Genomic DNA, 14,341 nt, shown 5'->3' with positions numbered 1-14,341 from the left:
GAAAAGAAAAATGCACGGGAAAATGAGGAGATAGATGCAGGCTGTAAAAGATGAAATATGCCCTTTCGGATCAGGCGTTAGAATCAGTATTCAGAGTTTAGTTCTTTTTTCCGCTTTTTCCCCGGAAAAGAAGTTCCGGATTTTCTTCCAGTACTTCGTAGTAAGGTTTGTCGAAATGGCAGTAAAATGCCAGATAGAAAAGCATATCTCTGGGCGCGCGGATATCGCGCAGCTGTTTTCCGATGTACAGGTCACGTTCTTTCTTACCGAGTCTGTCCCAGCAGAGATTCCCCATCCGTTCCAGCTGACGTGCCACCGCCATGTAGCTTTTTTCTGTCTTTCTGGCTACTTCGGGATATACATGCTTGGTTACCAGAATATCATCCTGTGCCATGTCCTCTTCGAACAGCAGACGGGAGGTAATCTCCACGGCGCAGGCAAAGGTGCGGACGCCGCCCCTGATCGGACCCAGGATGCTTCGGATTAAAATTTCCTCTTTTGTCATTTTGAAAACCCCTTTCGTTGCGATACTTTCATAATATGGCAGCTTCTTCCTGATCCGACGATGGGCGACATAACACGACAGTTCCGGAATAAAAGAATGCGGCCGCTCATTCTGTTCTCAGCAGCATTCTCTGATTCATGTAAAAAGAACCGCCTGTCATCAAGGATACGAGAGGTATTTCAAACTTCGTAACAGGCAGAAAAAGGGGAAATCCGCAGTGGAATGCATTGAAAATGAAAGAGAAACAAAAAAGGGTAAAAAAGAAAGATACTCAGGCTGGCAGGTGCATGAGACTGCTGCCAGCTGAAGTATCTTCAGAGAATACAGAATAAGAATTTTTCAAAATGCTCCCCGAGTTGATAAAGGTATATCCGATCAGAGCAGGGCTACTCTGTCCGGATGGTATCCACAATGGACATGTCCCGGAGCCGCCGCCAGGGGCCGTATACAGCCAGAGCCACGGAAAGCAGCATAATCAGGACAATTGTTCCAAGCTCTGCCCAGGGCACCGTCCAGGAATCGCCCCAGTGGATGGTGATCAGGGAGGAGAACAGGAGACGGTGGAAGAACAGTCCCAGCATGGCGCCCAGGAGTCCTCCGGCTGCCGCGTATGCGGCAGCCTCGGCCGCCAGCATCCTAAGGAGCTGGCGGGTGCTCAGGCCGATGGCCCGGAATGTGCCGTACTGGCGGGTTCTGGCCGCGGCGCTCATGGAGATGCTGTTGATTACATTGAAGATCGTAATCAGAGCGATAAGTACGAGAAAGCCGCAGACAAAGAGCCGGAAGCAGTACCAGGCGCCCTGGGCGCTGGCATTGCTGATGCGCTCGTCGGAAAAGGTATACTGCGTGCCCACAAGCTGATGGATAGCGTTTACATCGGCATCGGAAGCGTCAGAGGCCAGCTGCAGATCGACGATGGTATAGCCGTTTTCTCCTGTGAGCTGACGGAAGGTATCTTCGGAGCAGATGACAATGGAAGCGCCTGTGGAAGCGGTGAAAGGGCAGGAGGAAAGTGTGCCGGCAATCTGAAGCGCCTTGGTATCTCCTTCACAGGACAAGGCAAGAGTGTCTCCGGTCTGCAGGAGATTATCGGGGCTGTATACGGTCAGGGCTGTGCCGGGCTCGTTCTGAACGGCTTCTGTGGAGCCGTTCAGCAGATATTCTTCCGCCCAGGCAAACTGACGCTGATCATAGGAGATCAGATCAATTTTTGTCTCTCTTCCGTTTACCATAACGGGAACCTCATATGCGAACATCCGGCCGTAGGCGGTCCGGACCGCAGGATTTTCCTCAAGGATCTCCAGATAAGCGCTGTCCACAGAGCAGGTCTGGTCCGGGCTGATAATGGAAATGTCCGCTGTCCATGGGCGCAGCGGAGTCAGAGAATGATTCATGAAATCCACAGCCACGGAAAAGGAAAGAAAGAGGATGATGCTTAGGGAAAAGGAGCCTGTCATGAGAAACAGGTTTTTCCTGCTTGCGCCTGCGTGATGAAGGCCCAGGGCAGTATCGATCCGAAGATGCCTGGTGTCTGCGGCTTTGCGGACCGGCCGGCAGCTGCCGGCTTCTCCTGAAACTGCAGTCAGCGGAGAGACCCGGGCCGCCTTTCGGGCCGGGGCGCGGGCGGCAAGAAGCACGGTCAGAATTCCCGCGGCTGTCCCGGTGAGCAGACTGGGGACGCTTAAGGAAAACACAGGCAGGGCTCCAAAATATTCCGGACTTAAAAAGCGCAGTGCAGCGCAGAGAATCCAGATGGTAACGGTTCCCAGGGCAAGACTTGCAGGAATTGCCAAGCGGCACCAGCCCAGGGCTTCCTGCCGGACCAGACGCATGATCTGCTTCGGTGTCGCTCCAATGCAGCGCAGAAGGCCGAAAAATTCCGTCCGTTGAGAGACGATACTGTTCAGGCTGGCCGCAATCATCAGAATGCCAGCAGTCAAGACAAGGACGAAAAGCACAGCGGCAGAGAGGTAGATATAGAGAATCACAGGGGCAGAGCCCTGGCCCAGAAGGGCCAGAAGCTGTGTGTTTTCAGATATCTGGCCGGCAGAGAGACCGCACTGTTCCTTCAGTTCGGAAATGGAATTCTGAATCTGAAAGACGTTGGAAAAGCGCACGTAAAGCACCGTGTTGTAATCGGTAAGGGATTCCGCTTTTTCCGCGGGATAAATGGAAAAGAAACTGTCCATGCTGAGAACAATCCCGTAGGAGTCTTCGCCGGAATTCTTTGACGCGTTTCCCACAAAGCCTGAGACGGTAAAGGTAAGCCCTTCTCCGTCCGGAGTGTCTACCGTGATGGTATCGCCTGTTCTCAGTCCCAGCATGTCCCGGGCGTTCTCTGTGAGCATGGCTTCCTGTGTCTCATGGGGAAAGCTGCCGTCTCTCAGAAGAGAGGGATTCATCTCTGTAAGCCAGGACTCGTCACAGCCCATCAGGATGGCTGTCTTTCCGGACAGAGTATAGCCGGCGTCTCCGCGGTAGTTCAGGACTCCATACCGGGCGGCGGTAAGTCCGGGGCGCCCGGCGATCAGGGCAGCTTCTTCGTCTGTAATGTCCCGGATGCCGATATGGAAATCGCCGAAATCCTTCCGGGCCTGCAGCAGCTGGCTGCGGATATACATGTCTGCCATGCCGAAGATTGCCGTCACGAGAAACACGGCCAGGACAATGCAGAAGATGGACATCCGGTTTTGTTTCCGGCGGACTTTTGCGGATAGGGACGCAAGTTCCAGATAATGTTTCATGTAGGGTTCCTCCTGTATAGAGCGCGGAAAGCGGGGAAATATAGGAAATCTTATAAGTGTTTTTCCGGCTGTTCCGCAGATTATGTCTGATTACTGAGAGCCAGCTTGCTGAGAGCAGGATTGCTGAGAGCCAGCTTACTGTGCGTCAGGTTACTGTGCGCTATATTACTGTGTGCGCAGCGCTTCCGTGATGGACATGGCGCGGAGCCGTCTGGCAGGTCCGCGGCAGGAAAGAAGGGAGGTAAACAGGATGACGCAGATGATAAAGCCAAGGGCCGGCCAGGGAACACTCCAGCTCAGTCCCCAGAAGGTGGTGATAAGGCTTACGTAAACAACCCAGTGCATGGGGATTCCCAGGAAGCAGCCCAGAAGAATGCCGCTGACAGCGTAAGTAAGGGCTTCTGCTCGGATCATTTTTATAAGCTGGCGGCTGCTCATCCCTGCGGCGCGCATGATGCCATACTGCCTCGTCTGCGAGGCGGCGCCCATGCGGATGGTATTCATAATATGGAATACCGTGATAGCCGTGATAATAGAAAGGAAGCCATAGACCAGCACGGCAAAGGCGCGGTAGAGATTCCGCTGCTGCCGGATCTGGTTTAAGCTGTCGGTAAACACCACACCGCCGGAAAACAGGCTTTTGATGTAGGACACATCCTCTTCGGAAGCGCTGTTTTTGAACTGTATGTCCAGAATCGTATATCCCTGTTCGCCTGTGAGAGCTGTGAAGGAGGCTTCCGAGCAGAGGATGGTTTCTGTCCCCTCGTCCCGTGCCAGGGGGCTGTCGGAGAGGACGCCGGCCACAGTGACGGCATGTTCTTTTCCGTCGATGGACAGAATAATGGTGCTGCCTGCTAAATCGGCGTCTTCAGATACTATCAGCACCTGGTTAAGCTCTTCTGCCGCGGCGTCGATGGAACCGGCAAGCAGAGAGGCCTCAGCCCATCGGAACTGATTCTCTTCCTGGGAAATCAGATTGCTGCTGCAGGGCTTTCCATCGATCATGGCAGGCACATTGTAGGCGAACATACGGCCGTAGACCCGCTTTACAGAATCAGACCGGGCCGTCTCCTGAAAAAGTTCAGGGGAGATGGAGCAGGTGTTGGTGTCGCTTGCGATGGAAAGTTCCGGAGTCCAGGCCTTGGGCATCATGGCATTTTCCATAAAGTCCACAAGGGTGGAAAAGCATAAAAAGAGGCAGACGCAGACCGCGAAAGCTCCGGTCATCAGAAGCCAGCTCTTTTTCCGGGCCGCCGCGTGATGGACGCCGAGGGCGGTCTCAATCCGGAAAAACCGCGTATTTGCGGCATGGTGGAAGGAAGCGGCCTGGTGGGCGTTTCCGGAGGCGGCCTCCAGCGGGGAAACCCCGGAAGCGAGCCGGGCGGGGGAACGGGCGGCCAGAAGAACGGCCGCAAGTCCCAGAAGGCTGCCGGCGGCAAGGCTGACAAAGCTGATGCCAAAGACCGGCATGGAAGAAAACCACTGGGGACTGATCTTCCGCATGGCGGCAGACAGAAGGCAGATCACCAGTATGGAGAGCCCGAGACCGGCAGGAATGGCGGTTCTGCACCAGTACAGAGCTTCCTTACGGACCAGGCGCAGAATCTGCTTTCTGGAAGCGCCCAGGCAGCGCAGGAGGCCGAAAAATTCCGTCCGCTGAGAGACGCTGCTGTTCAGGCTGCTGGAAATCATCAGAACGGATGTCAGCACCACAAGGACAGAGAGAAAAAAGGAAATCTCGTAAATCCGGGACATGGAGGTCCCTTTCAGCTGCCCCTGGAGACTCAGAAGACTGGTATGAATGTGAACCTGTTCATCGGAAAGCTGATTCTGCTCCTGTATCTCTGCGATCACCTCTGTGATGGGGCAAAATAGAGAAAACCGGACCACAAAAATGTCTTCTGTCTCATGGACCCATTCGGATTCCCTTACTTCCGGACGGGCGGCGATCAGGGAAGCTGTTCCGGAATCTATAGAAGAAAAGGCGCAGTGCCAGTCTCCGTTCTCCTCTATTTCTCTGCGTGTGGCTCCCTGAAGATACATGTCGGCCATGCCAAACATGACCGACACGAGAAATACGGCCAGAAAGATACAGATCCGGGTCATCCGGCTCTGCCTGCGGTGGAGTCTGGCGGATAGGGGAATCAGGTCAAGATAGTGCTTCATCTGCAGTTCCTCCCAGATCCGTAAGAATCCCGTCCGATACCTGGAACACCCGGTCTACAGAGGCGGTCAGGTTCCGGTTGTGGGTGATCATGAGAATCGTCTGCCGGTAGCGCCGGGAGGCGCTGGTGAGCAGGGCGATGACATCCCGGCTGTTCCGGCTGTCCAGATTTCCCGTAGGCTCATCGGCCAGAATGAGTCTGGGACGGGTGATCAGAGCCCGGCCGATGGCCACGCGCTGCTGCTGTCCTCCGGAAAGCTGGCCCGGGAGATGCTTTCTGCGGTCCTGAAGTCCGAGAAGCTCGAGAATCTCCTCCACGTCAGTCTGATTCGGCCTGCGGTAATCAAGGAGCAGGGGAAAAATAATATTCTGCTCCACATTGAGCTCGGAAACCAGCTGAAAGGACTGAAAGATAAAGCCGATGCTCCTCCGGCGGAAAATAGTGCGTTCTTCCTCCTTCATGGAGAACAGATCCTGGCCGTCCAGGAGAATCTGGCCGGATGTGGGCGTATCGAGAGCTCCGATGCAGTTGAGCAGGGTGGTTTTCCCGGAACCGGATTCTCCGATGACGGCGGCAAATTCTCCCTTTTCCAGGGAAAAAGATACGTGCTTCAGGGCGTCTACTTTTGCCTCGCCCTTTCCGTAGGACTTGCAGAGATCCTGAACGTTTAAAATTTCCATCTGATGATGCCTCCTATCTGAATAGTTTATCCTTGTCAATTAAGGGTAAGTAAGCACCAGAATCCTGCCGAAGGGGATTCTGTATTTACATGCTAACAGAACCGGCTTACAATGAGGTGAATTTTATCTTACGGTTTCGTAAGAAACGAAAGGATAAAAGAGGTTCCTCTGCCGGGCTCGCTCTGACAGGAGATAAGTCCGCCCTGGCCTTCCAGGATGGATTTGGCCAGGGGAAGTCCAAGCCCGATGCCTTCTGTGTCGAGAGAATTTTTGCTCCGGTAAAAACGCTTGAAAATATGGTGGATGTCTTCCGGGGCGATGCCGCTTCCGTCGTCAGAGATGACCAGCTGGAGTACAGTCGGCGTCTGTTCCCAGGAAACGCGGATAAGTCCGCCCTTCCGGGTATGATCCAGAGCGTTTTTGACCAGATTGCCGATGGCTTCGCTGGTCCAGGCCAGGTCGCAGTTCAGAGTCAGATCCGGGTTCCCCGTGATCCGGATTTCCTTTTCTTCCTGCCGGGCACGTTCCAGAAGATCCCGGACGGAGTGAGAGATGAGCTCGGAGACAGAGCAGATCCTGCGCTCAAAGGTGATGTTTCCCGTGTCCAGACGGGTGATTTTCAGCATGGACAGAATCAGCCGTTCCATGCGTTTCAGAGCGGTTCCCATTTTCATGGAAAATTCCCGGACGGTATCCGGGTGCTCCGGCTCATCGGAAAGGATTTCCTGGTAAAGCATCATGGCGGCCAGAGGAGTCTTCAGCTGATGGGAGATATCGGAGATGGTATTTTTCAGAAATTCTTTTGCCTGGCGTTCCGAGTCGTTCTTGGACTGCAGCATGGAGGCAAGCTGTTCTGCGGAAGCAAAAAGACGGTAGATGGTTCCTTCCCGGTTCTGGGGAAGATGATGGGAGAAATCGCCGTCCATATAGTTTCGCAGAATCTGTTCCGCCTGCAGATAAAGCCGGGCACGGCTCCGGAAAAAGAGAAAGGTTCCCAAAAGCAGGAGCAGAGACAGGAACAGAAAACCGGAAGCAGAAAGCAGAAGGCTTCTCCGGGAGAGGCGGGAGAGGAGAGGGAGAAGCCAGGGGGAGGTTTCTTTGCCAAGACCGATTTCAGTAAGAAAAGCGCTTCCTTCAGGGCTTACTGCATCTGCGCAGAGGGCTCTGGCAATGACGGTTTTTGAAACCCCCTGTTCCAGAAGAGAGGAGGCGAGAACCCGGCTGTGTTCCAGATACAGGGTTTCCGCGCCATGGATTTGGAAAAGGCAGAGAAAGCTGCCTGCCAGCGCTGTGAGAATAAGAAAGAAAAGCAGAAAAAGAGAATATCTGCGAACCTGTTGATCCTGGTAAAAGCTCATGGGTTGTCCTCCTTCCATTCATAGCCGAATCCACGGACCGTAATCAGGTGCGCGGGATTTGAGGGATCGGTTTCTACCTTTTCCCGGAGACGCCGCACGTATACGGACAGAGTATTATCGTCCACAAAATGTCCGGCGTCGTCCCAGAGCTCGTTTAAGATGACATCTCTTGTGACCACATGGCCTGCGTTGCGCAGCAGCAGGCTGAGAAGACGGTATTCAGCCCCTGTCAGCTCCAGCGGCCGGCCGTTTTGAAAGGCGCGGCTGCTCAGGAGCTCTATGGTGATGCCGCCGCAGCTCAGGGAAGAAGGAGCCTCCGGTTTTTGTATCCGGGCCCTGCGCAGCAGGGCCCGGATACGAGAGCACAGCTCGCCCAGCCGGAAAGGCTTTGTGATATAATCGTCCCCGCCGCAGTCCAGACCGCGGATGACGCTGACTTCCTCGTCGGAGGCGGTCAGAAAGATGACGGGAATCAGGCTTCCGCTTTTTCTCACCCGTTCGCAGAAATCGAAGCCCGTGCCGTCCGGCAGGGTTACATCCAGAATCAGCAGATCATACCGGCTGATTTCGGGAAGGCGCGTCATGGCCTCCCGGACGGTGCGGGCTACCTCTGTATCAAAGCCGTTTTTCTTTAAAGAATATTGTAATCCGTCTATGAGGCTCAGATCATCCTCCAGCAGCAGTAAGCGGTTCAAGGCAAATCCCTCCTGTGATATGTTATGATTCTCTATTATAACAGTTTTCGGAGATTTGTACCTTACAGAATCGTAAGGCAGAACGGGCAGGGAATACAGAAAATAAAGGAAAGAAAAGAAATAAAAGACATAAAAGGAAAAAGAGAAATACGGGAGCTCAAAGAAATTAGAGTCTTTTAAAGAAATCAAAGGACTCAAAGAGAGCAAAAGAGAGCAAAAGAAAGCGTCTCAGGCGCTGATGGCTGCCGGAGACGCTCTCTGAAAGTTCATTGGCAGGCTTTAAGCGGTATGCCGCCTGCCGGATTTCTTTACCGGATAAAATTTGTTGACACATGCTCTTCTTCCGGCCGGGGAAGGCCGTAGGCTTCCTGACCGAGCTTTATGCTTTTCATGAGAAAGGCCATATTTCTTGCCAGAGTCCGCATGGTCTGGAGCCCTTCGGCGTCCTGCAGGGCTTCGCCGGGGGTCCTTCCGTGGATGCTGTTCCAATACTGGCTGGAAGCCACGGGCATGCCTGAGATGGTAAAATATTTATTCAGTTCGTCAAAGGTCGCTGACAGGCCGCCCCTTCTGGCCGCAACTACGCTTGCGCCCACTTTCATGGTTTTGTCGAAGGGCGTGCTGTAGAACAGACGGTCCAGAAACGCGATCAGGGTCGCGTTTGCGGAGGCGTAGTAGACGGGGCTGGCAATAACCAGGCCGTCGCAGGCTTCAAATTTCGGAGCTGTCTCATTTACCAGATCATCAAAGGTACAGGCCCCTTTCTTATGACAGACGCCGCAGGCGACACAGCCCCGGATATCCTTGTTTCCAATATGAAGAATCTCCGTTTCAATCTGTGCTTCCGCGAAGATTTTTTCCATCTCATGGAGGGCAATATAGGTGTTCCCTTCTTTGTGAGGGCTTCCGTTGATCATTAAAACTTTCATTTTCAGTATACCTCCTTGTGTGAAATTTCTCTGAAATATTATATCACAGGCAGAGAAAAAGGGGCAGAGCATTTTTCGGGGATGGTCAATCTGTGAAAAATATGTTATAGTAATGCGGAAGAAAAGAAGATGAATACGGCTGACGAGAGTGCAGAAAAAAGGACAGAGGAGTGAAAGGTTATGCCGATTAAAGTACAGAGTGATCTGCCTGTAAGAGCGATCCTGGAAAGTGAAAATATATTTGTGATGGATGAGACGCGGGCTCTGAATCAGGATATCCGTCCCCTGAAGATAGGAATTCTGAACCTGATGCCTTTAAAGGAGGATACAGAGTTGCAGCTTCTGCGTTCTCTGTCCAATACGCCCCTGCAGCTGGATATTACTTTCATTATGGTCAGCAGCCATGAATCCAAGAATACGGCCCAGAGCCATATCAACAAATTTTATGAGCCTTTCTGTGAGGTGAAGAAGCGCCGTTTCGACGGCCTGATCATTACGGGGGCGCCGGTGGAGCAGATGGAGTTTGAGGAGGTAGACTACTGGGATGAACTGGTAGAGATTATGGACTGGGCGGACGGCCACGTGACCTCGACCTTTTTTATCTGCTGGGGAGCCCAGGCGGCCATGTATCATTTCTACGGCCTGAAGAAAAAGCTGCTGCCGCAGAAATTGTTCGGACTGTACCGCCATAAGGTGCGCAACCGGAGAGAGCCCCTGGTCCGCGGCTTTGACGATGAATTCTACGCGCCCCATTCCCGCCATACGACGGTGGACGCGGAAGAGATCCGCGCCTGCAGCGAGCTGACGATCCTGGCGGAATCGGAAGAGGCGGGAGTGTTTATCGCCATGGCAGAGGAAGGGCGGAAAGTCTTTGTTTTCGGACATCCGGAGTATGACAGGCTGACTCTGGAGAAGGAGTATCTGCGGGATAAAAACAAGGGGCTGGACATCCAGCTTCCCAAAGATTATTTTCCGGAGAATGACAGCAGGAACAGGCCGCTTCTGATGTGGAGGGCCCATGCGAATACGCTGTATACAAATTGGATCAATTATTACGTTTACCAGCTGACACCTTATGTATGGGAGGACGAAGGATAAAAAATCATGAGCAGGATACTTTTAAGCGCAGACAGCACCTGCGATTTGGGAGATGAGCTGAAGGAACAGTATCAGGTGCACTATTATCCGTTTCATATTATTCTGGAGGGCAGGGATTACCAGGACAATGTGGATATTACGCCCCAGGATATTTTTCAGGCTTATTACGACAGGAAGGTTCTTCCGCGCACGGCAGCTATCAATGTGCAGGAATATCTGGATTATTTCAGGCCGTTTACGGAGCAGGGCTTTGAAGTTGTACATCTGAACCTGGGCGGCGCCCTTTCCAGCGCCCACCAGAACTGTCTGCTGGCGGCGCGGGAGCTGCCGGGAGTCTATCCGGTGGATTCCTGTAATCTGTCTACGGGAATCGGACATCTGGTTCTGGACGCGGCCGAATGGATCAGCCAGGGCCTCTCAGCGGCGGAGATAGCCGGACGGCTGGAAAGACGGAGAAACTGTGTTCATGCCAGCTTTATCCTTGATACGCTGAAATTCATGAGCGCAGGCGGCCGTTGCAGCAGCATCACGGCGCTGGGCGCCAATCTTATGAACATTAAGCCCTGCATTCAGGTGGACAACTCCTCGGGCGCCATGTATGTGGGGAAAAAATACAGAGGCGCGCTGGACAAGGTGCTTCCTCATTATGTAAAGGACACGCTGCAGTCTTATGGCAAAATCAATACCAGACGTCTTTTTATTACCCATTCCGGCATTGAGGAGTCCTATATTCAGCTGGTAAAGGAGGCTGTGGAGAAAGAGCTTTCCTTTGATAATATTTATATTACCAGAGCCAGTTGTACGATTTCCTGCCACTGCGGACCCAATACCCTTGGCATTCTTTTTGAGACAGAAGAAGATGAGTTCTGAAATATCCCGGTTGTGAAACACTGTGGCTCTGAAATCCCGGGAAGCCCTGAGCAGATATCTGCGGGGCTTCCCGGGATTTTTGCTTTTCTTTCTATTCTTTATGTGATTTTAATATGGAGCCGGAGGGCTTAATACCCTTTTAACGGGTAAAAAACTATAATAAAAATAGGAAGACGGGAAGGTGTTTTTCATAAACTCGGAAGGAGATGAACAGGAAGCTGTGAGAGAGGCCGGATTAATACTTATAATGCTGGGAGCTGTCATTTTCGGATATATTCAGATGAAGCAGCTGGATCGCTTTCTGGAGAAAAACAGGAAGTCTGTCGAAAAGGATCTGACTGCCAGAGAACCTGACTGCGTTATGCTGACAGAAGAGGTGAGCGATGAGGAGCTTCTGAAGGAAGTAAAAGATTTCCGGAGAAAGTATGCGGATACCCGGATCGTTCTTTATCATTCCCCTGACACAAAGCGCCGGAAAGCCTGAAAGGCAGGGAAAACGGTAGCTTATTTCCGGGGGATATGGTATAATGTCGCCAGACATTATACCGCGCCGCATGGCATCCCCCGGAGGGGCCATGTCCGAAGGACATGGTATAATGTCGCCAGACATTATACTGCGCCGCATGGCATCCCCCGGAGGGGCCATGTCCGAAGGACATGGTATAATGTCATACCAGAAGCAGGAAGGCGGTGACTGTATATGAAAGTTCATGGACTGCCCCGCAGAATTCTGCCCTCTGCGAAAGATCTGCTGATTACAGTCCTGATTCTGGCATCTGTGACTGGTATCGGCTGGCTTTTTCAGAGGGCAGGTTTTACCGAGTCCAATATTATTACCGTGTATATTCTGGGTGTTCTGCTGATTTCTCTGTTTACAGAGGGATATGCCGGCAGTGTGCTCTGCTCGGTACTCAGCGTTGTGCTGTTTAATTTCTTCTTTACAGAACCGCGGCTGACTTTTCACGCTTATGATCCGGGCTATCCCGTTACGTTTGTGATTATGCTGGCCGCTTCGATTATCACGGGAACCCTGGCCGCGAAGCTGAAGGAACACGCTCAGTTTTCGGCCAGATCTGCGTTCAGGGCCAAGGTGCTGCTGAACACAAGCCAGCTTCTGCAGAAGGCAAAAGACAATCATGAGATTATCAACATCACGGCCAGCCAGCTTGTAAAGCTTCTTGACCGTGATGTTATCGCGTATCCGGCCATGGAGGGCAGACTGGCAAAAGGCTGCCTGTACTGCGCGTCCCCCGGCAGCGCCGTAAAAGAGGGGGCCTTTTTCACTGATACGGAGCGTGCCGCGGCTGAATGGGCGTTTCAGAAGAACCAGAGCGCAGGCGCTTATACGGGCATTCAGGAACAGGCTTCCTGCCTGTATCTGCCGATTGGGCTCAATCACAGGGTATACGGCGTCGCGGGAATTCACATGGCGGGAAAGCCGCTGGATTCCTTTGAAAACAGCGTAGCGCTTTCTATTCTTGGAGAGTGCGCCCTGGCGGTTGAAAACATCCGGAACGCGAAAGAAAAGGAGGAGGCGGCGGTGCTTGCGAAAAATGAACAGCTCCGGGCAAACCTTCTGCGGGCCATTTCCCATGACCTGCGTACGCCTCTGACTTCCATTTCTGGCAACGCGGCCAATCTTCTCTCCGATTACGACAGACTGGATGATCAGACAAGAAAGCAGATGTTCACAGACATTCTTGAGGACTCCCAGTGGCTGATCAGTCTTGTGGAAAATCTTCTTTCGGTTACGCGGATTGAGGAAGGGCGGATGAATCTGCAGATGCTTCCCCAGCTGATAGAGGAAGTGATGGAGGAAGCGCTGCGCCATATCCGGCGCAAGAATCTGGATCACGAGATTTCGGTAGAATACAGGGATGAGCTGATGCTTGCGAAAATGGACGCAAAGCTTATTATCCAGGTGATTATCAACATCGTTGACAATGCCATAAAATATACGCCTCCCGGCTCCTCCATAAAGATCACCGCGGAAAAGAGGGAAGGAGCGGTCTCTGTCAGCATTGCCGATACGGGGCCGGGAATTCCGGACGACAGAAAACAGCGGGTATTTGACATGTTTTATACGGGAGATAATAAAGTCGCCGACAATCGGCGCAGCCTGGGTCTGGGTCTGTCGCTGTGCAGGTCCATTATCAATGCCCACGGCGGCGAGATAACGCTTACGGACAACCAGCCTCATGGCTGTATTTTTACATTTACTTTGCCTGCAGAAGAGGTGATTCTGAATGAATAAAGCAATGATCCTTGTGGTTGAGGATGACAGTTCTGTCCGCAACCTCATAACTACCACGCTGAAGACCCACGATTATAAATACATCACCGCTGAAAACGGGAAAAATGCCATTATGGAAGCGTCTTCCTACAATCCGGATATAGTTCTTCTGGATCTGGGGCTTCCTGATATCGACGGTGTGGAAGTTATCCACCGTATCCGCGCCTGGTCCAATATGCCGATTATCGTAATCAGCGCGCGGAGCGAAGACAGCGACAAGATCCAGGCGTTGGACGCGGGCGCGGATGATTATCTGACAAAGCCCTTTTCGGTGGAAGAACTTCTTGCGAGACTGCGTGTGACTCAGCGCCGCCTATGCCTGATGGAGTCCGGCGCGGCAGCGGGAGACTCTGTCTTTACCAACGGACCGCTGAAAATAGACTTCGCGGCGGGCTGCGTATATCTGGGAGAGGAAGAGCTTCACCTGACTCCTATCGAGTATAAGCTCCTCTGCCTCCTGGCCAGAAACGCAGGCAGAGTGCTGACCCACACATATATTACAGAAAAGATCTGGGGAAGCAGCTGGGACAATGACGTGGCGTCCCTGCGTGTGTTTATGGCGACGCTCCGCAGAAAGCTGGAGAAGGGACCGGACTCTCCCCAGTATATCCAGACCCACATCGGCGTGGGGTACCGGATGATGAAGCTGGAGTGAGGGGCCGGGAGAAAGAGAAGATATTTCTTGAAATTTATTTCCGGTATTTTTAACGGGACAGGATATAGACTGCAAGACCAAGCTGCGCAATCAGAATACAGGGCATGCCAATCCGGAAGGAGGCATGCTTTGTTTTATGCCGGAAAACCTGCATTCCAAGAATCGCGCCGATACTGCCGCCCAGGATGGAGGACAGAAACAGTGTCTTCTCCGGAATGCGCCACCGGTTCCGGCGGGCTTTCGCTTTGTCCACTCCCATGAGAAGAAAGGCCAGCAGGTTCATGAAAATAAGATAAATGGTAAGAATGGTCAGAGGTTTCATAGCGCTCCTGATATCTCATAAGCTGAC

General features: G+C 52.6%; 13 protein-coding genes. 5 read left to right on the top strand and 8 right to left on the bottom strand.

The window, feature by feature from the left end:
- Positions 1-97 precede the first annotated feature (97 nt).
- The 7 genes from B5E82_RS00995 to B5E82_RS00965 form a co-directional block, all read right to left on the bottom strand.
- A complete protein-coding gene (locus B5E82_RS00995; RefSeq protein WP_087305416.1) occupies positions 98-505 on the bottom strand; it encodes a sporulation initiation factor Spo0A C-terminal domain-containing protein in 408 nt (135 codons plus the stop codon).
- A 386-nt stretch (positions 506-891) separates the two neighbouring features.
- Entirely contained in the window at positions 892-3,249 is a 2,358-nt protein-coding gene (locus tag B5E82_RS00990; RefSeq protein ID WP_087305414.1) for an ABC transporter permease, read from the bottom strand.
- 165 nt (positions 3,250-3,414) lie between these two features.
- On the bottom strand, positions 3,415-5,415 hold the full coding sequence (locus B5E82_RS00985; protein ID WP_087305412.1) for an ABC transporter permease: 2,001 nt from the start codon (positions 5,413-5,415) through the stop codon (positions 3,415-3,417).
- Positions 5,399-6,094, bottom strand: a complete 696-nt coding sequence (locus B5E82_RS00980; RefSeq protein ID WP_087305410.1) for an ABC transporter ATP-binding protein — start codon at positions 6,092-6,094, stop codon at positions 5,399-5,401. Before B5E82_RS00980 ends, B5E82_RS00985 begins: the two co-directional genes overlap by 17 nt.
- 128 nt (positions 6,095-6,222) lie before the next feature.
- Entirely contained in the window at positions 6,223-7,452 is a 1,230-nt protein-coding gene (locus tag B5E82_RS00975) for a sensor histidine kinase (protein ID WP_087305408.1), read from the bottom strand.
- Positions 7,449-8,147 carry a response regulator transcription factor gene (locus B5E82_RS00970; protein WP_087305406.1) on the bottom strand — a complete coding sequence of 233 codons (699 nt, stop codon included), beginning with the start codon at positions 8,145-8,147 and terminating at the stop codon, positions 7,449-7,451. The genes B5E82_RS00975 and B5E82_RS00970 overlap by 4 nt, the downstream gene beginning before the upstream one ends.
- Before the next feature lie 308 nt (positions 8,148-8,455).
- Positions 8,456-9,076, bottom strand: coding sequence for a flavodoxin family protein (locus B5E82_RS00965; protein WP_087305405.1), 621 nt, complete (start codon positions 9,074-9,076; stop codon positions 8,456-8,458).
- Between the two features lie 180 nt (positions 9,077-9,256).
- Between B5E82_RS00965 and metA the strand changes: the two genes are divergently transcribed.
- The 5 genes from metA (at position 9,257) to B5E82_RS00940 (ending at position 13,992) form a co-directional block, all read left to right on the top strand.
- Positions 9,257-10,174 carry a homoserine O-acetyltransferase MetA gene (metA, locus tag B5E82_RS00960; protein WP_087305403.1) on the top strand — a complete coding sequence of 306 codons (918 nt, stop codon included), beginning with the start codon at positions 9,257-9,259 and terminating at the stop codon, positions 10,172-10,174.
- A gap of 6 nt (positions 10,175-10,180) precedes the next feature.
- Positions 10,181-11,044 carry a DegV family protein gene (locus B5E82_RS00955; protein WP_087305401.1) on the top strand — a complete coding sequence of 288 codons (864 nt, stop codon included), beginning with the start codon at positions 10,181-10,183 and terminating at the stop codon, positions 11,042-11,044.
- 181 nt (positions 11,045-11,225) lie between these two features.
- The gene (locus B5E82_RS00950) at positions 11,226-11,528 is read left to right on the top strand and encodes a hypothetical protein (RefSeq protein WP_087305399.1); all 303 of its coding nucleotides are present in this window, start codon (positions 11,226-11,228) and stop codon (positions 11,526-11,528) included.
- Between the two features lie 216 nt (positions 11,529-11,744).
- Complete coding sequence (locus B5E82_RS00945; protein ID WP_087305397.1) at positions 11,745-13,298, top strand: DUF4118 domain-containing protein; 1,554 nt, start codon at positions 11,745-11,747, stop codon at positions 13,296-13,298.
- Positions 13,291-13,992: a response regulator gene (locus tag B5E82_RS00940; RefSeq protein WP_087305395.1), complete on the top strand. Its 702-nt coding sequence runs from the start codon at positions 13,291-13,293 to the stop codon at positions 13,990-13,992. Before B5E82_RS00945 ends, B5E82_RS00940 begins: the two co-directional genes overlap by 8 nt.
- 49 nt (positions 13,993-14,041) lie before the next feature.
- Here the strand turns inward: B5E82_RS00940 and B5E82_RS00935 are convergent, their stop codons facing one another.
- The gene (locus tag B5E82_RS00935) at positions 14,042-14,314 is read right to left on the bottom strand and encodes a DUF1294 domain-containing protein (protein ID WP_087305394.1); all 273 of its coding nucleotides are present in this window, start codon (positions 14,312-14,314) and stop codon (positions 14,042-14,044) included.
- Positions 14,315-14,341: the final 27 nt, after the last annotated feature.

This window comes from Lachnoclostridium sp. An138, from assembly GCF_002160765.1.
Classification (GTDB): domain Bacteria; phylum Bacillota; class Clostridia; order Lachnospirales; family Lachnospiraceae; genus Laedolimicola; species Laedolimicola faecalis.
Note: the sequence above shows the minus strand (reverse complement) of the source record. Positions and strands in the feature narration are given on the sequence as shown.